15 protein-coding genes are annotated in these 17158 nt (G+C 76.8%); 11 read left to right on the top strand and 4 right to left on the bottom strand.

Annotated features, from left to right (window positions below; translation table 11 throughout):
- The first annotated feature begins 4 nt into the window (after nt 1-4).
- Both DMP17_RS30945 and DMP17_RS30940 read left to right on the top strand, forming a co-directional pair.
- The gene (locus DMP17_RS30945) at nt 5-358 is read left to right on the top strand and encodes a universal stress protein (protein ID WP_226365323.1); all 354 of its coding nucleotides are present in this window, start codon (nt 5-7) and stop codon (nt 356-358) included.
- Entirely contained in the window at nt 355-1512 is a 1158-nt protein-coding gene (locus tag DMP17_RS30940; protein ID WP_337831378.1) for a Gfo/Idh/MocA family protein, read from the top strand. Before DMP17_RS30945 ends, DMP17_RS30940 begins: the two co-directional genes overlap by 4 nt.
- 13 nt (nt 1513-1525) lie before the next feature.
- Here DMP17_RS30940 and DMP17_RS30935 read toward each other — a convergent pair whose 3' ends face one another.
- Both DMP17_RS30935 and DMP17_RS30930 read right to left on the bottom strand, forming a co-directional pair.
- A complete protein-coding gene (locus DMP17_RS30935; protein WP_337831377.1) occupies nt 1526-3748 on the bottom strand; it encodes a cytochrome P450 in 2223 nt (740 codons plus the stop codon).
- A gap of 100 nt (nt 3749-3848) precedes the next feature.
- Nucleotides 3849-4877, bottom strand: coding sequence for a LacI family DNA-binding transcriptional regulator (locus tag DMP17_RS30930; RefSeq protein ID WP_226356870.1), 1029 nt, complete (start codon nt 4875-4877; stop codon nt 3849-3851).
- 169 nt (nt 4878-5046) lie between these two features.
- Here DMP17_RS30930 and DMP17_RS30925 point away from each other — a divergent pair, with 169 nt between their 5' ends.
- Genes DMP17_RS30925 through DMP17_RS30910 form a run of 4 tightly spaced genes read left to right on the top strand, consistent with a single transcriptional unit; the run spans nt 5047 to nt 9873 of the window.
- Entirely contained in the window at nt 5047-6639 is a 1593-nt protein-coding gene (locus DMP17_RS30925) for a phytoene desaturase family protein (RefSeq protein WP_337831376.1), read from the top strand.
- Nucleotides 6640-6692: 53 nt separating this feature from the next.
- Nucleotides 6693-7748, top strand: coding sequence for an acyl-CoA dehydrogenase (locus tag DMP17_RS30920; protein WP_337831375.1), 1056 nt, complete (start codon nt 6693-6695; stop codon nt 7746-7748).
- Nucleotides 7748-9034, top strand: a complete 1287-nt coding sequence (locus tag DMP17_RS30915) for a bifunctional PIG-L family deacetylase/class I SAM-dependent methyltransferase (protein WP_337831374.1) — start codon at nt 7748-7750, stop codon at nt 9032-9034. Before DMP17_RS30920 ends, DMP17_RS30915 begins: the two co-directional genes overlap by 1 nt.
- Nucleotides 9031-9873, top strand: a complete 843-nt coding sequence (locus DMP17_RS30910) for a glycosyltransferase (RefSeq protein ID WP_226356862.1) — start codon at nt 9031-9033, stop codon at nt 9871-9873. The genes DMP17_RS30915 and DMP17_RS30910 overlap by 4 nt, the downstream gene beginning before the upstream one ends.
- Nucleotides 9874-9889: 16 nt before the next feature.
- Here DMP17_RS30910 and DMP17_RS30905 read toward each other — a convergent pair whose 3' ends face one another.
- Entirely contained in the window at nt 9890-10387 is a 498-nt protein-coding gene (locus DMP17_RS30905) for a bifunctional nuclease domain-containing protein (protein WP_226356861.1), read from the bottom strand.
- 129 nt (nt 10388-10516) lie between these two features.
- Between DMP17_RS30905 and DMP17_RS30900 the strand changes: the two genes are divergently transcribed.
- The 5 genes from DMP17_RS30900 to DMP17_RS30880 all read left to right on the top strand — a co-directional run bounded on the left by DMP17_RS30900 (nt 10517) and on the right by DMP17_RS30880 (nt 16751).
- A complete protein-coding gene (locus tag DMP17_RS30900; protein WP_226365334.1) occupies nt 10517-11176 on the top strand; it encodes an HAD family hydrolase in 660 nt (219 codons plus the stop codon).
- Nucleotides 11177-11267: 91 nt separating this feature from the next.
- Nucleotides 11268-12575 carry a cytochrome P450 gene (locus DMP17_RS30895; RefSeq protein WP_226356859.1) on the top strand — a complete coding sequence of 436 codons (1308 nt, stop codon included), beginning with the start codon at nt 11268-11270 and terminating at the stop codon, nt 12573-12575.
- 32 nt (nt 12576-12607) lie between these two features.
- Complete coding sequence (locus DMP17_RS30890) at nt 12608-13231, top strand: TetR/AcrR family transcriptional regulator (RefSeq protein ID WP_337831373.1); 624 nt, start codon at nt 12608-12610, stop codon at nt 13229-13231.
- Between the two features lie 82 nt (nt 13232-13313).
- On the top strand, nt 13314-14309 hold the full coding sequence (locus tag DMP17_RS30885) for an amidohydrolase family protein (protein ID WP_226356857.1): 996 nt from the start codon (nt 13314-13316) through the stop codon (nt 14307-14309).
- 315 nt (nt 14310-14624) lie between these two features.
- Nucleotides 14625-16751, top strand: a complete 2127-nt coding sequence (locus DMP17_RS30880) for a DEAD/DEAH box helicase (RefSeq protein WP_337831372.1) — start codon at nt 14625-14627, stop codon at nt 16749-16751.
- A gap of 9 nt (nt 16752-16760) precedes the next feature.
- Here the strand turns inward: DMP17_RS30880 and DMP17_RS30875 are convergent, their stop codons facing one another.
- Nucleotides 16761-17117 (bottom strand): VOC family protein, encoded by a 357-nt coding sequence (locus DMP17_RS30875; protein ID WP_226356855.1) that lies wholly within the window; start codon nt 17115-17117, stop codon nt 16761-16763.
- Between the last annotated feature and the right edge of the window lie 41 nt (nt 17118-17158).

Here is a 17158-nt window from a genome sequence, read left to right as displayed (position 1 = left end):
GCACATGAGCGTGCTCGTCGCCGTCGCCGCCGGCCCGGAGGGCGCCGCCGCCCTGGCCGCCGGGGCCGCCGAGGCCGACCGGCTGGGCACCGACCTGGTCGTGGTCAACCTGACGCTCGACCCGCTGGGACCACTCCCGGCCGCGGCCGCCGTGCTGGAACGCCACGGCCCCGGCGACCGGGACCCGGTCGACGCCGTCCTCGACGAGATCGCCGAGCGCGGCGACGTGGCGCGGCTCGTGATCGGGCTGCGCCGGCGCAGCCGGGTGAGCAAGGCGCTGCTCGGCAGCGTGTCGCAGCGACTGCTGCTGGACAGCCCGGTCCCGGTGCTGGCCGTCAAACCGGAGGGAACCGCATGACCACCGAGATCGGGGTGGGCGTCGTCGGCGCGGGGTGGATGGGCCACCTGCACACACGCGCGTACGCCCGGCTACCGCACCACGTCACCGACCTGCCGCTGCGGCCGCGCCTGGTCACCGTCGCCGATCCGGTGGCCGCCGCCGGGGCGGACCACGTCGCCCGCTACGGCTTCGCCCGCGCCGTCACCGACTGGCGTGAGCTGGTCGCCGACCCCTCGATCGCGGCGGTGAGCGTCGCGTCGCCGAACAGCACCCACCGCGAGGTCGGTGTCGCCGTCGCCGAGGCGGGCAAACACCTCTGGATCGAGAAGCCGGTCGGGCTGTCCTCCAGCGACACCGCCGCCGTGGCCCGGGCGGTGCACGCCGCGGGTGTGCAGGCGACCGTCGGGTTCAACTACCGGATGGTGCCGGCCGTCGCGCGGGCGAAGCGGCTGATCGACGACGGTCGCCTCGGCACCCTCACGCACGCCCGGTTCCGGCTGCTCACCGACTTCGCGGCCGACCCGTCGGGGGTGCTGAGCTGGCGCTTCACCCGGGAGCACGGTGGCTCCGGGGTCCTCAACGACCTCGCGGTGCACGGCGTCGACCTCGTCCGTCACCTGGTCGGCGACCTCGGTGCGGTCGTGGCCGACGGCGACCGGTTCGTCCCCCGCCGCCCGGTCGCCCCCGCCGGGGCGAGCCAGTACGTCCGTGCCGCCGCCGACGCCCCCACCGGAGAGGTCGAGAACCTCGACTTCGTCTCGGTGCTGGGCCGCGCCGTCGGCGGGGCGATCGTGACGCTGGAGGCCAGCCGGGTCGCCGTCGGCGACCAGAACGACTACGGCTTCGAGATCCACGGCACCCGCGGGTACCTGTCGTTCGACTTCCGGCGCCCCGGCGAGCTCGTCGTCGCCGCGGGCGGGTCGTACGTCGACCAGCCCGCGACGACCTGGGCGGCCGCCCCCGGCGACGGCGACTTCGCGCTGTTCCAGCCCGGGGCCGGCAACCCCACCGGCTTCGACGACCTCAAGGTCTCCGAGTGCGCCGCGTTCCTGCGCGGGATCGCCGAGGGCCGGTCGGGCGGCGCGACGATCGACGACGCGCTGGCCGCGGCCCGGGTGCTCGACGCCGTCGCCGAGTCGGTGGACAAGCGCGCCTGGGTCGACCTGGGCTGAGGGCACCAGAGGGCTACAGGTCCAGCACGAGCCGCGCCGAGCGGGCCCGGGAGACGCAGATCATCATGCAGTCCCCCGCGGCCCGCTCGGCGTCGTCGAGCACGGAGTCGCGGTGGTCGACCTCGCCGTCGAGGACCCGGGTCTCGCAGGTCCCGCAGGTCCCCTCGGCACACGAGGACAGCACCGTCGCGCCCGCCCGTTCGACGACGTCGAGCACCGTCCGCTCCGGCGGGACCTCCAGCCTCACCCCGGTGCGGGCCAGCTCGACGGTGAACGCCTCCGCCCGGGCCGGCTCGCCGACCGGCTTCGGGCTGAACCGCTCCACGTGCAGCGCGCCGTCCGGCCAGGCCGCGCAGCGCTGCTCGACCGCGGCCAGCAGCGGCTCGGGGCCGCAGCAGTAGACCAGCGTGTCCTCGCGCGGGGTGCCGAGCAGGGTGTCGAGGTCGAGCAGGCCGACCTCGTCCTGCGGGGCGACGACGACCCGGTCGCCGAAGCGGGCGAGCTCGTCGAGGAAGGCCATCGACGCGCGGCGACGGCCGCCGTAGACGAGCTGCCAGTCGGCGCCCAGCGCGTCGACGGCGGCGACCATCGGCAGGATCGCGGTGATCCCGATGCCGCCCGCGACGAACAGGTAGCGCGGGGAGCAGGCCAGCGGGAAGTTGTTGCGCGGGCCGCGCAGCCGCACGGTGTCGCCCACCGCGAGCGCGTCGTGGACGTGCCGCGACGTGCCGCGCCCGGCGTCCTCGCGCAGCACGCCCAGCCGCCAGGTGGTGGTGTCGGCCGGGTCGCCGCACAGCGAGTACTGGCGGGCGGTGGCCCCGCCGCAGAGCAGGTCGGTGTGCGCGCCGGGCTGCCACGCCGGCAGCGGCGACCCGTCGGCGGCGCGCAGGGTCAGGGTGACCACGCCGTCGGACGCGGCGTCCTTCGCGACGACGGTCGCCTCGGTCTCGGTCTCCGCCCCGGGCGCCGGTCGGCGGCGCGGCGGCGACGCGGGCCCCGCCGTGGGGACCGGTGCGGCGAGCGCGAGCGGCATCGTCCGCCAGACGTACATGTTGGGTGAGCTGGCGTAGAACCGCGGCGTCGCGTCGAGGGTGAAGTCCCCGAGCAGCGGCAGCGCCTCCTCCAGGGCGATCCGCGCCTCCAGCCGGGCCAGCGGCGCGCCGAGGCAGCCGTGGACGCCCTCGCCGAAGCCGACGTGGCGCCCGGGCGGGCGGGTGACGTCGAACCGGTCGGGATCGGCGAAGCGGCGCTCGTCGCGGTTCGCGGCGCCGGGGACCAGCACGACCCGCGAGCCCGCGGCGAGGGTGACGCCGTGCAGGTCCACCTCGCGGCTGGTGGTGCGGGCGGTCAGCTGCAGCGGGGTCGCCCAGCGCATCGCCTCCTCGACCGCGGCCGGGACCAGCGACGGGTCCGCCCGCAGCAGCGCCAGCTGGTCGGGGTTCTCGGCGAGCAGCTTGAACAGCGTGGTCACCAGCCCGGCGGTGGACTCGACCCCGCCCAGGAACAGGATCATCATCAGGCCGCTGATCTCGGAGGTCGGGGTGATCTCCCCCGGGACGAACGGCTCGCCGTCGACGTCGGCGGTGACCATCGAGGTCATGAGGTCGTCGCGGCCGGCGCGACGACGGGACTCCAGCACGTCGACGAAGTACTGCTGCACCTTCGGGGTGGCGGCCTTCGCCTTCGGCCCCAGGTGCGGGGTGCCGGGGATCCGGTCCTTCAGCTCGTGGGTCCAGTGCTCGAGCTGCTCGCGGCGGGCACGCTCGGCGTCGCCCGCCTCGGCCCGGCTCGGGAAGCCCATGAGGTGGAAGAACACGTCGAACGGCATCGGCCAGGCCAGCTCACGGCCGACGTCGACCCGGTCGCGCCCGGCCCAGGAGCCGACGAGCTCGCGGACGACGCCGCGGATCCCCCCCTCCAGGCGGGCGATCCGCCGCGGCACGAAGAACGGCTGCACGACCCGGCGGACCTGGTCGTGGCGCGGGTTGTCCATCGACCCGATCGACCCCGGCGGGACGTGCTCGAGGCGCGAGTCGTCGATGTCCATGCCCTCGCAGCTGAGGAAGGTGTCGGCGTCGGTGATGGCGGCGCGGACGTCGTCGAAGCGGGTCAGGGCGTACCAGCCGTACCGCTCGCTGCGGTGGACCGGCTCCTCGTCGCGCATCCGCCGGTAGGTCCCGAACGGGTCGTCGGTGTAGAAGCTCGGGTCGAACGGGTCGTACTCGACCGCCGTCACGGGGGCCTCCTCGCAGCCGGATGGTTGAAGCGCTCCAATACAGTTGATTAGAGCGCTCTAACAACTCCGCGTCAATGCGTCCGAACAGGCGAGCGCGGGGTCAGGCCGCGGGCGGGGGCGCCGTCGAGCCGCGCACCACGAGCTCGGGGTCGAGGACGATCTCGCGACGCTCCGGCTCCTCGCCGCGCAGCCGGGCCACGCTGCGCTCCACGGCGAGCCGGGCCAGCTCGACCGGGTCCTGGCGCAGCGTCGTCAGCCCCTGCTCCGGCAGCCGGGCCAGCGAGCTGTCGTCCCAGCCGGTGACCGAGACGTCGCCGGGGACCCGGACGCCGTGCGCCCCGAGCCCCTCGGCGAGCCCGGCGGCGACGTCGTCGTTGAACCCGACGACGGCGGTCGGCAGCGTCGGCAGGCGCAGCAGCTCCCGGGCGGCGCGCACCCCGGCCTCCAGGCTGTCCCCGCCCGGCACGACCAGCCCGTCCGCGGCGAGGCCGTGCCGGCGCAGTGCGGTGCGGAACGCCGTCCGGCGCGCGGCGCCGATCGGGCCGGGGCCGCCGTCGACGTGAGCGATGCGGCGGTGGCCCAGCCCGGTCAGGTGGTCGGTGAGCAGCCGCAGCCCGGCCGTGTCGGAGGTCCGGACGACGTCGACGCCCGGGTCGGGCACCCGCCAGCCGACGACGGTGACCGGCAGCCGCCCGGCCAGGACCGGGACGCCGTCGAGCCCCGAGCCGAGCAGGATGACCGCCTCGCAGCGCAGGTCGAGCAGCGTCTCCACGGCGGTGCGCTCGTCGCGGCGGGGGGTCAGCGCGGACAGGAACAGCTCGTAGCCGCACGCCGCGGCGGCGTCGTAGAGGCCGTCGAGGAGCTCGGCGTGGAAGCGCCCGGACATCCCCAGCACGACGCCGAGCTGGCGCGAGCTGCCGCTGGCCAGCAGCCGGGCCCGGGTGTCGGGCCGGTAGCCGACGCGCTCGGCCGCGGCGAGCACGCGCTCCCGGGTCTCCGGGCGCGACCCCGGGGCGCCGCGCAGCACGATCGACACCATGGCGCGGGAGACCCCGGCGGCGGCCGCGACGTCGTCGAGGGTGGGGCGGCGGCCCGCCCGTCGGGCCGGGCGGCGGGCGGCGTCGGCCACGGCAGGCTCCTTGTCCGGTCCGGGGAGGCGGTCACCGTAGCAGTGGAGCGCTCCAACCCCGGCCGTCCGTCGCCCGCCCGGCCGGAGCGGGTGTGGACGCGGCCCCCCCGGAGGTACACCCCCGCCGGTCGGGGCACACTGCCCCGACCGACGGGCGAGGGGGAACCGGGTGACCGAACGGGTCGACGCCGTCGTGGTCGGGGCCGGGCACAACGGCCTCGTCGCGGCGAACCTGCTCGCCGACGCCGGCTGGGACGTCCTGGTCTGCGAGGCCGCCGAGGCGCCGGGTGGCGCCGTGCGCTCGGCGGAGATCACCGCGCCGGGCTTCGTCAGCGACCTGGCCAGCGCGTTCCACCCGCTCGGCGCCGCCTCACCGGTGCTGCGCGAGCTCGACCTCGGCGCGCACGGGCTGCAGTGGCGCCACGCCCCCGCCGTCCTCGCCCACCCCACCCCCGACGGCCGGTGCGCGATGCTGCACCGCCGCCTCGACGACACCGCCGCCGCGCTCGACGACGACCACCCCGGCGACGGCGACGCCTGGCGCGCGCTGGTCGCGCAGTGGGACCGGATCGGCGACGACGTCGTCGCCGCCGCGCTGCGCCCGTTCCCGCCGGTCCGGCCGGCATCCCGGCTCCTGCGCACGCTCGGCACCGGCGACGCCCTGCGGCTGGCCCGGATGCTGGTGCAGCCGGTGGCGCGGATGGCCCAGGAGCACTTCGGGGGCCGGGCCGCCCCGCTGCTGCTCGCGGGCAACGCCCTGCACACCGACCTCGGGCCGGACTCCGCGGCGGGCGCCGCCTACGGCTGGCTGCTCGCGATGCTCGGCCAGCGCGTCGGCTTCCCCGTCCCGGCAGGCGGGGCCGGTGCCCTGACCGGTGCGCTCGTCGCCCGGCTGACGGGCCGCGGGGGGCGGATCGACTGCGGACGGCCGATCCGGACCGTCCTGGTCGGACCGTCCGGCCGGGCCTGCGGCGTCGTGGACGCGGCCGGCCAGCGGGTCCTCGCCCGCCGGGCGGTGCTCGCCGACGTCGACGCGCCCCGCCTCTACCGCGACCTCGTCGGGGAGGAGCACCTGCCGGCCCGCTTCGTCGCCGACCTCGCCCGGTTCGACTGGGACTTCTCCACGGTCAAGCTGGACTGGGCGCTCGACGGTCCGGTGCCGTGGACCGCGCCGGGTGCCCGGTCGGCGGGCACCGTGCACCTCGGCGCCGACCTCGACGGCCTGCGCCGCTACGCCGCCGACCTGACCGCCGGCCGGCTGCCCGGCGACCCGTTCCTGCTGTTCGGGCAGATGACCAGGGCCGACCCGACCCGCTCCCCGCCCGGCACCGAGTCCGCCTGGGCCTACACCCACGTGCCGCGCGGCCTGGGCTGGGGCCGCGACGAGGTGCTGCGCTGGGCCGACCGGATGCAGCAGGTCGTCGAGGACCACGCGCCCGGGTTCGGGTCGCGGGTGCGGGCCCGCGCCGTCGCCGGGCCCGCGGACCTGCAGGGCCGCGACGGCAACCTCGTCGACGGGGCGATCACCGCGGGCACCTCCGCGGTGCACCAGCAGCTGGTGTTCCGGCCGGTGCCGGGGCTGGGCCGCGCCGACACCCCGGTGCCGGGGCTGTTCCTGGCCGGGGCGTCGGCGCACCCGGGCGGCGCGGTGCACGGCGGGCCCGGCGCCAACGCGGCGCGGGCCGCGCTGGCCGCGTCCGGGACGACCGGGGGGCTCTACCGCGGCGCGGTGCGGTTCGCCCACCGGCGGCTCTACGGCTGAGCCCCACCCTGCGGTCGGGTTTGGACCCGCCGGGACCGGACATACGGCAGCCCGTGAGCCTCGATCACCGACCCGACGTCCCCGGCAGCGACCACCGGGAGGGGCGACCCGGGCCGGGCACCACCGTCCTGGACCCGGTGCCCGCACCCGGAGGCCCCGCCGAGCCGTTCCCGGGCGGGGCCGGGGCCACCCTCGCGGCCGCCGTCGCCGCCGGTGAGCTCGACCTCCCGCTGCCCGGTTCCGGGGCGACCACGACCCGGTGGGCGCGGCTGGCCCGGATCGCACGACGCGACCTGCCGGTCGCGCGGCTCGCCGAGGGGCACGCCGACGCCGTCGCGATCCTCGCCGACCACCACCGCTCCCCCGTCCCGGGCGCCGGCTACGGGGTGTGGGCGTCGCGCTCCGGCGGCGGGGCCCGGCTCGACGGCGGCCGCGACGGGCTGCGTCTGTCGGGCACCGTGCGGTTCTGCTCGGGCACCCACCTGCTCGACCGGGCACTCGTCGTCGCCGGGACCGGGGACGGCACCCGGCTCGTGGACCTGGACCTGCGCGCCCCGCAGGTGGAACGGGTGACGGCCTGGCGGGCGGCCGGGATGGCCGCCAGCGACACCCACGACGTCGTCCTGCACGACGCGCCCGTGCCGGCCGAGGCCGTGGTCGGCGGGCCGGACGCCTACACCGACCGCCCCGGGTTCGCGCACGGCGGCGCCGGGGTCGCCGCGGTGTGGCTGGGCGCGGCCGCCGCGGTCGTCGACCACGTCGCGGCGCCGCTGCGCACCGCCGACCCGGACCCGCACCGGCTGGCCGCGCTCGGGACGGTGCACGCCGCCGTCGCCGCCGCGGACGCCCTGCTCGTCGTCACCGCCGCCCGGATCGACGCCGACCCCGCCACCGCCCACCACGACGCGGTGGCCACCGTGCGGGCCGCGGTGGAGCGGGCGTGCCGCACCGTGCTCGACGCCGCCCCGGAGATCGCCGGCGTCGCCGTGCTGGCCGGGTCGCCGCTGCTCACCGCGCGCCTCGCGGACCTGCAGATCTACCTGCGCCAGCACCACGGCGGACGCGACCTCGCCGCCCTCGGGCGCGCCCTGGTCACCCCGGCGACCTGATGGAACCCGTGCAGCCCCCGGACGTCTGGGAGCACGCGGCCGTGACCCTCGCCCGGCGCGGGCTCGACCCGTCGTCGTTCGGCCGCCTCGTCGTGGTGTGCGCCCACCCCGACGACGAGACCCTCGGCGCGGCCGGGCTCATGCGCGGGGTCGTCGCCGCGGGCGGCACCGTCGAGATCGTCCTGGCCAGCGACGGGGAGGCCGCCCTGCCCGAGGTCGGGTCGATCGACCGGGCCGGGCTGGCCCGCACCCGCCGCGCCGAGCTCGACGCGGCGCTGGCCGAGCTGGGCGTGCCCGCGACGGTGCACCGGCTCGGGCTGCCCGACTCGGCGCTGCGCGAGGACCAGCTCGTCGGTCCCCTCACCGGGCTGCTCGCCGGCGCCGACGCCTGGGCGAGCCCGTGGCGCGGCGACCCGCACCCCGACCACGCCGCGGTCGGCCGGGCCTGCCCGGAGGCGGCCCCGGTGACCGCGCACGGTTTCGGGTTCCCGATCTGGGCCCGCACCCGGATCGCGCCGACCGACCCCGGCGTGCCGTGGGACCGCGCCCACCGGCTGCCGCTGTCCGCCGGCGACCGCGCGGCCAAGCGCCGCGCGATCGCCGCGCACGCGTCGCAGTCCGCAGTGCCGCGCGGCGGGACCCGGGCGGTGCTGTCCGCGGCGACGCTCGCCCACTTCCACGGCGGTCACGAGGTCTACTTCCGGGAGCCGCCGCCCTCGGGGGCACCGCCGGAGCTGTTCGCCGGGCTCTACCGCGACGGCGCCGACCCCTGGGCCGTGCGCACGTCGTTCTACGAGCGGCGCAAGCGCGAGGTGCTGCTGGCCTGCCTGCCGCGGGAGCGCTACGCGCTGGCCGCCGAACCGGCCTGCGGGCTCGGCGAGCTGACCCGGGACCTGGCGGTGCGCTGCGACCGGGTGGTGGCCTCCGACGTGGTCGACGAGGCCGTCGCCGCCACCACCGACGCCCTCGGCGGGACCCCGGGAGTCGAGGTCCTGCGGGCCGACGTCGACGACGACCGGGCGGTCCCCGGCGGCGTCGACCTCGTGGTGCTCGCCGAGTTCCTCTACTACCTGCCCGCCGCGCGGGTGGGCGCCGTGCTCGACCGCATCGCGGGCGCGCTGGTGCCGGGCGGCGACCTGGTGCTGGTGCACTGGCGGCAGTGGCCCGCCGAGGCGCCCGCCGACGCCGCCACCGTGCACGCGCGGGTGGTGGCCGACGACCGCTTCGACACCCTCGTCGAGCACACCGACGAGCAGTTCCTCCTGCACGTGGTCCGGCGCCGGTGAGCCGGACCACGCGGCCGGGTGCCGCACCGTCCGCCGCGGGCGTGCTCGTCCCCGCCCACGACGAGGCGGGCACCATCACCGCCTGCGTCCGGTCCGTGCTGACCGCCCTCGACCACGCGCCCGGGCTCACCGCGCGGGCGCTGTGCGTGGTCGCCGACCGCTGCTCCGACGCCACCGCCGCGCTCGCCCGGGCCGCCGCCGCGACGCACCCGGCCGCGGCCCGGGTACGGGTGACGGTGCTCGAACCCACCGCCGGGGTGGCCCCGCTGCCCGGCTGCCGGTCCGCGCCGCGGCCGCACGAGGTCGCCGGGCCGGTCACGATCGGCGCGGTCCGCGAGCTCGCCGCCGTCACCCTGGCCGCGCTGCTCGCCGCCGACGGCGCCGCCCCGGCGACGACCTGGCTGCTCGGTACCGACGCCGACGGCACCGTGGCCCCCGGCTGGGTCGCCGCACACCTGGCGCTGGCCGCGGCCGGCGCCGACGCCGTCGCCGGTGGGGTGGTGCTCGACGTGCCCGGGCTGCCGCGCCCGCCCGGGGAGCCCGCGCCGCCCGAGCACCCGGTGTACGGCGCGAACCTGGGCGTGCGCGCCGACGCGTGGGCCGCGGTGGGCGGGTTCCCGCCGCTGGCCTGCGGCGAGGACCACGGGCTCGTCGCCCGGCTGCGGGCCGGCGGCTACCGGGTCGTCGCGGGTGCGCCCGCGACGGTGCGGACCAGCGCCCGCACCCGCGGCCGGGCCCGTGGCGGGCTCGCCGACCTGCTGCGCGACGCCGGTGCGGCGGCCCACCCGCAGGCCGGGCCGGGTGTCGGCGCGGGCGGGACGGGGCGGCCGGTCGCCTGAACGCGGCCGCCGGGGGTCAGCGCGGAGGCTCGTCGAAGTCGTCGGGCGTGGCGGTGTCGAGGAACCGGCGGAACGCCTCCAGCTCGCCCGAGCCCGTGCCCAGCCCCTCCACCACGACCGTCGACGGGTCGACCCCGGCCACGGTCAGCACCGCGTCGGCGACCACGATGTCGGCGCCGAGCAGCAGCGCCAGGACCACCGCGTCGCTGGTGCGCGAGTCGACGCGGGTGCCGTCGTCGAGGTCGAGCTCGGCGTGGAACACCGCGTCGCGCAGGGTGTGCACGCGGACCCGGACCAGGCGGCGGCCCGCGGCGCGCAGCACGGCGCCGATCAGGCGGTGCGTACCGGGGCGGGCGCTCTGCACCCCCTCCAGCGCGGCGGCCGCGGCCAGCGCCTCGGCCTCCCCCACCGCGACGACGACGATCCGCCCCGCCCCGGACGTCTCCTCCAGCAGGACGACCCGGCTGGTCGTGGCCGCGTCGGTGCCGACGGCCTTCACCCGTACCTGCGGCATCTGCGCACATCCCGTCCTCGGCGTCGCTCGGGGTACCCGCCGGGCGACGGTCCACACCCGCGCGGCGCGCGGGTCCGAACTCACCGGCCGGTACCGCGTGGACGCCGGGCGCGTGGGTACCCCGCGCGGATGACGACCCCCGACACCGCGGTGATCGACGTCGACGGCACGCTCGTCGACACGAACTACCACCACACCATCGCCTGGTCCCGCGCCCTGCGCCGGTTCGACGTCACGGTGCCGCTGTGGCGGCTGCACCGTGCGGTCGGGATGGGCGGGGACCAGCTGGTTCCCGCCGTCGCCGGTCAGGGGTTCGAGGACACCCACGGCGACGACGCCCGCGCCGCGTGGAAGGAGGAGTTCGACCCGCTGCTCGGCGAGGTCGTCGCCCTGCCCGAGGCGGCGGAGCTGCTCGTCGACCTGCGCGACGGGTTCGGGATGAAGGTGGTGCTGGCCAGCTCGGGCGATCCCGAGCACGTCGAGGCCTACCTGGACCTGTTCGGCGGAGGCGACCTCGCCGACGCCTGCCTCACCCGGTCCGACGCGCGCCGCACCAAGCCCGACCCGGACCTGGTCAAGGCGGCGGTGCGCCGGGTCGCCGGGTCGACCGCGTTCGTCCTGGGCGACTCCGAGTGGGACGTGCGCGCCGCCGCGGCCGCCGGGCACCCCGCCTACGCGGTGCGCACCGGCGGAGCGGGTGTCGACGAGCTGACCGCGGCCGGTGCCGTCGAGGTCCTCACCGACCTGGCCGCGGTGCGGCAGGCGATCCCGCGGATCCTGCGCGGCTGACCCGGCGCCGATTTCGCTGCACACCGTGCAGCGAGTTGGTAGCGTCGGCGGCGCCCCACCACGGACCGACCGACCCACCGCAGGGAGCCCCATGTCGAGTGACGCCGCCGCGCCCGGGACGACCGAGACGACCGGCTCGCCGGTCGGGCTGCGCAGCATCGTGCCCGAGGACCTGCTCGAACGGCCTCCCGGCTGCCCGTTCGACCCCGCCCCGGGGCTGGCCGCCCGCCGCGGTGGCGGCGCCGTGCAGACCGTCGAGCTGCGCAACGGGGCGCGCGCGTTCCTCGTCCTCGGTTTCGAGGAGGCCCGCGAGGTGCTGGCCGACACCCGGTTCAGCTCGGACCGCGTCCGCTACAAGGACGCCACCGCCCTGCAGCCGCACGAGGTCGCCGAGCTCGCCGCCGCGGCCGAGCGGGGCGAGCCGGTCCGGCCGGCCGACGTCGAGCGCACAGACGGCATGTTCGTCTTCATGGACCCGCCCGAGCACACCCGGATCCGCCGCCTCCTGCAGGGCCAGTTCACGGTGCGCCGGATGCGGGCGCTGACCGAGCGGATGCGGGCCATCGCCGACGAGCACATCGACGCGATGCTCGCCGCGGGCCCCGGCGCGGACCTGGTGACCGCCTACGCACTCCCGCTGCCGTCGCAGATGATCTGCGAGCTCCTGGGCGTCGACTACGCCGACCGGGCCCGGTTCCAGGAGAACACCGCGGTCGGACTCAGCTCCGCCTCGTCCGACGCCGACCGGGCCCGCGCCCTGGGCGAGCTGTACACCTTCCTGGCCGGGCTGGTGGCGCACAAGAAGGAGAACCCGGCCGACGACCTGCTGTCCGGGCTCGTGCACGACACCGACCCGCCGCTGCCGGACAACCAGCTCGTCGACATCGCGCTCGTGCTGCTCGGGGCCGGCCACGAGACGACGGCGAACATGCTCGGGCTGGGCGCGTTCGCCCTGCTGCGCAACCCCGCGCAGCTGGCCTTCCTGCGCGAGCACCCCGACCGCGTCGACGACGCCGTCGAGGAGCTGCTGCGCCACCTCAGCATCATCCAGCTCGGCGTGAGCCGGGTCGCCACCGAGAACCTGGAGGTCGGCGGGGTCACCGTCCCGGCCGGGTCGACCGTGGTCGTCGCCGTGCCGGAGGTCAACCGCGACCCGCGCACCGTCGAGGCCGGTGACGAGCTGGACCTGTCCCGCCGGCGCGTCCCGCACCTCGCGTTCGGGCACGGGGTGCACCAGTGCATCGGCTCGCAGCTGGCCCGGGTGGAGATGCAGGTCGGCTTCGAGCGTCTGTTCACCCGGATCCCCGGGCTGCGCCTGGCCGTCGAGGCCGAGCAGGTGCCGCTGCGCAACGAGATGCTGATCTTCGGTGTGCACGCGCTGCCGGTGACCTGGGGCTGAGGACCCGCCGTCCGGAGTGCAGGATGCCCGGGGTGGACACCTCCGACCGGACCCGGCCGCCGTCGCCCGGTGTGCGTGCGCGGCGCAAGCTCGCCACCCGCGAGGGGGTGCGCTCCGCGGCGGTCCGGCTGTCGGAACGGCACGGCCTCGACGGCGTCACCGTGGAGATGATCGCGCACGAGGCCGGGGTGTCGGTGCGGACGTTCTTCAACCACTTCCCCAGCAAGGAGGACGCGGTCCTCGCCGTCGTGCGTGTCCGGGCCGCGGACCTGGTCGAGGCGTTCCGCGCCCGGCCCGCGGACGAGCCGGTGCTCGACGCGGTGCGCGAGGCCGCGCTGGGCGTGCTCGCCGGCGACGACGGGGACCCGGACACCCGGACCGCGCTCCACCTGGCCCACCACGACCCGGCGTTGCAGGCCCGGCAGATGGCGGTCCTCCTGGAGCAGGAGTCCGCGCTGGCCGCGGCGATCGCCGACCGGGCACCCGCCGGGGACGCGCAGGTCCTCGCCGCGGTCGCGCTCGCCGCGCTGCGGGTGGCCCAGGCCCGTGGCCTGGCCTCCGGCGGCCCCGACCACGCGGCCCGGCTCGCCGCGGAGATCGACTCCGCGCTGCGGCTGCTGCGCGTCGACCCGCCGGGCGGGGGCACCGAACGCTGAGGCCCCGCCGTCTCCGCGCTGGCAGCATCGTCGTCGGCGCCGCGGTCGCGCGGCCGGTCCTCCGACAGCCGCGGGAGCACCCATGTCGATCATCGCCGTCGAGGAGCACTGGACCTCCCCCGCGCTGGACGCGGCACTGGCCGCCCTGCCGCCGGACCGTCGGGACCCCAGCACGGCCCTCAACGACATCGGTGACCACCTCGCGCAGCTGCACGACCTCGGCGCGGGCCGGCTCGCCGCGATGGACGCCCAGGGCGTCGACCTGCAGGTGCTCTCGGTCGCCCCGCCGTCGACCGGGCCGCTGGACCCGGCGGACGCGGTCGCGCTGTGCCGCGAGCTCAACGACACCGCCGCCGCGGCCGTCGCCGACCACCCGCGGCGCCTGCGTGCGATGGCGACCCTGCCCACCGCGCAGCCGTCGGCGGTCGCAGCCGAGCTGGAACGCGCCGCCGACCGGGGCCTGGTCGGGGCGATGGTCTACGGCCGCAGCGGCGACATCCTGCTCGACGACCCCCGCCTCGACGACCTGTTCGCCGTCGCCGCGGCACGCGCGCTGCCAGTGTTCGTGCACCCGCAGGTCCCGCCGCCCGCCGTGCGCGACGCGTCCTACTCCGGGTTCGGCGACACCACCGACCTGGCGCTCGCGACGTTCGGGTGGGGCTGGCACGTGGAGGCCGCCGTCGCGGTGCTGCGCCTGATCGCCCGCGGCACCTTCGACCGGCACCCCGGCCTGACCGTCGTGCTCGGGCACTGGGGCGAGCTGCTGCCCTACTGGGCCGACCGCGCGAACGGCGTCGCCCGGGTCGCCGGGCTGGAGCGCTCGGTGCCCGAGTACGTGCGCGAGAACATCGTGCTCACCTGCTCGGGGATGCTCGACCCCGCGCACCTGCGGCACACGCTGGCGGTGACGACGCCCGACCGGCTGCTGTTCTCCACCGACCACCCCTTCCAGCACCCGTCGCGGGCGGAGGTCGCGGGGTTCCTCGACGAGTTCACCGCCGCCGACCGCGACCTGTTCACCGAGGGCAACGCGCGACGGCTGTTCCGCATCGAGGGACCGGTCGGCCCGGACCGGTAGCGGCGGTGGTGTCGTCCGCCACCGGTGTGTCACGCGCCGTACGGGCCCGCGCGGGGTAGGGTGGGACACGGATCAGATCTGCCGACCGTCCCGGGTGTTCCACGGCCGGGTCGTACGGCGGGTCCCGGACACCGTCGACGGCCTGTGGCGCTTCCCGCAGCCGGACCGCCGACCTCCGTGACTGCGATCCCCCACCGGCCGGTTCGTGGTGCGGAGGGGCCATCCGGCCCTTCGTCACGTCGAGCACGTCCGGCCGCGGCCCCCAACGGGACGCGGCCACGGACCGGCGCCGCAGGACGTCGACAGGAGCAGTACGTGGCGCGAGGAGGCAGGCCCCGGACCGGGGCTCGCCAGGGCACCCCCCAGCGACGTCGCCGCCCGCGCGGCAACGACGTGATGTCGGTGCTGACGGGGGCCGCACGCGAGGTGCGGACGGCCCTGCGGACCGGCCGGGTCACCCCGGCCACCCGCACCAAGTTCCAGACGGTGGCGCTGCTGCTGCGCGACGAACGGGCCCGGGTCCGCGACCGGCACGACGACGCGAAGCGGGCCGAGACCCTGCAGCGTCTCGACGAGATCGCGAAGGCACTGGCGATGGACGCGGTCCGCGACGCGGGACTGCTGGCGCTGCTCGCCGACGACGCCGTCGTCTCCGACTCGGCGCGCGCGCTCAAGCGGGAGATGCTGCGCTCGGCCGGGATCGAGGTCGACGAGCCCGAGCCGGAGCCGGAGCCCGTCGAGGTCCCGCTGGTCCCGGCGAAGCCGCAGGTCGTGCCGCAGTCCGTGGTGGCCCGGCAGATGGCGAACCCGTTCCTCGCGCCCGACTTCTCCGCCGCGCCGCCGAGCGGCCCGCGCCCGACGCCGCTGACCGGCTGGGAGCTGCTCGGCCCGCTGCTGCGCTCCTTCGAGCGCGCCGGGGCGGGTGCCCCGGCCTGCATGGAGCTGCCCGAACCCTCGACCCGTCCGGTCCCCGGCGGGCGGGAGCTGATGCCGCACCAGGCGAAGCTCGTCGCCGCCGCGGAGGACGGGCACCGCACCTTCCTGCTCGCCGACGAGCCCGGCCTGGGCAAGACCGCGCAGGCGCTGCGCGCGGCGGAGGCGGCGAACGCCTACCCGCTGCTGGTCGTCGTGCCGAACGTGGTGAAGACCAACTGGGTGCGCGAGGCCGCGCTGTGGGCGCCGCGCCGGGCCGCGACCGCGATCCAGGGCAACGGCGACTCCGTCGACGGCTTCGCCGACATCGTCGTCGTCAACTACGAGGTGCTCGACCGGCACATCGGCTGGCTGGGCGACTTCGGGTTCCGCGGGATGGTCGTCGATGAGGCGCACTTCATCAAGAACCGCACCTCGCAGCGGTCCAAGCACGTCCTGGAGATCGCCGAGAAGATCCGGGCGTTCATCCCGCGGCCGCTGCTGATGGCGCTGACCGGCACCCCGCTGATCAACGACGTCGAGGACTTCCTGGCCATCTGGCAGTTCCTCGGCTGGATCGACGCGACCAAGCCGCGCGCCCAGCTGCTCGACGCGCTGACCGCGACCGGCATGACCCCGGCCGACGGGCTGTTCGAGCGCGCCGCCCGCCAGTGCGTCGTCGACATGGGCATCGTGCGCCGTCGCAAGATCGACGTCGCCGCGGACATCCCGGCCCGGCGCATCGCCGACCTGCCCGTCGAGATCGACGGCCCGACCGGCCGGTCCATCCGGGCCGCGGAGAAGGCACTGGCCCGGCGGATGGTCGCCCGCTACACCGCCGCGCTCGCCGCCCGCCGGTCCGGCCCGACGGTCGAGGGCATCGACCACGGCCTGGTCCGCGACGTCGCGGGCTGGGAGCAGAAGGACGCCGCGGAGGCGGGCTCCGGGGACAACGTGTTCACGATGATGCGCCGCCTCGGCCGGGCCAAGGCCGGGCTGGCGGCGGACTACGCGGTGCAGATCGCGCGCAGCGCGGGCAAGGTCGTGTTCTTCGCCAAACACGTCGACGTCATGGACGCCGCCGAGCAGACCTTCGCCAAGCAGGGCGTGCGGTACTCCTCGATCCGCGGCGACCAGACGCCGTCGGTGCGCCAGCGCAACATCGACGCGTTCGTGAACGACCCGGGCGTCGCGGTGGCGGTGTGCTCGCTGACCGCGGCGGGGGTCGGGCTGAACCTGCAGGTCGCCTCGAACATCGTGCTCGCGGAGCTGTCCTGGACCGCGGCCGAGCAGACCCAGGCGATCGACCGCAGCCACCGGATCGGACAGTCCGAACCGGTGACCGCGTGGCGGATCCTCGCCGCCCAGACGATCGACGCCCGGATCGCCGACCTGATCGACTCCAAGGCCGGCCTCGCGGCGGCGGCGCTCGACGGCGCCGACGACGTGTCCGGGTCGTCGGCCGACGTGCAGCGCGAGGCCCTGGTCGCGCTGCTCACCGAGGCGCTGGAGGCCGACCTGGCGGCGTGAGCGGCCGGGTCAGCTCGCCGGCGGCGTGTAGAACTGCAGGTCGTTGCCCTCGGTGTCGCGGAACGGGAAGATCCGTCCCCAGGAGTGCTCGCTGATGTCGCCCTGGACGTGGCCGCCGCGCTGCTTGAGGTCGTCCAGGGCCTCCTCGATGGACGTCTCCGGGTGGAAGCTGATCACGGCGCCGCCGTGGTCGGCGGTCTCCGCGGTCTCCCGGCCGTTGAGCCCGATGGTGAGGCCGCCGGCGTCGAGCTCGGTCCAGTCGTCGCTCTCCATCGTCACGGTCAGGCCGAGGACGTCCCGGTAGAACGCGGTCGCCCGCTTCATGTCGGTCACCGGTACCCAGACCGCTGCCACGTGCTTCGCCATGTCCACTCCGTTCCGCCGGCGTGCGCCGACGTGTCGCTCGA

The organism is Pseudonocardia sp. TMWB2A (genome assembly GCF_017312135.1).
Note: the sequence above shows the minus strand (reverse complement) of the source record. Positions and strands in the feature narration are given on the sequence as shown.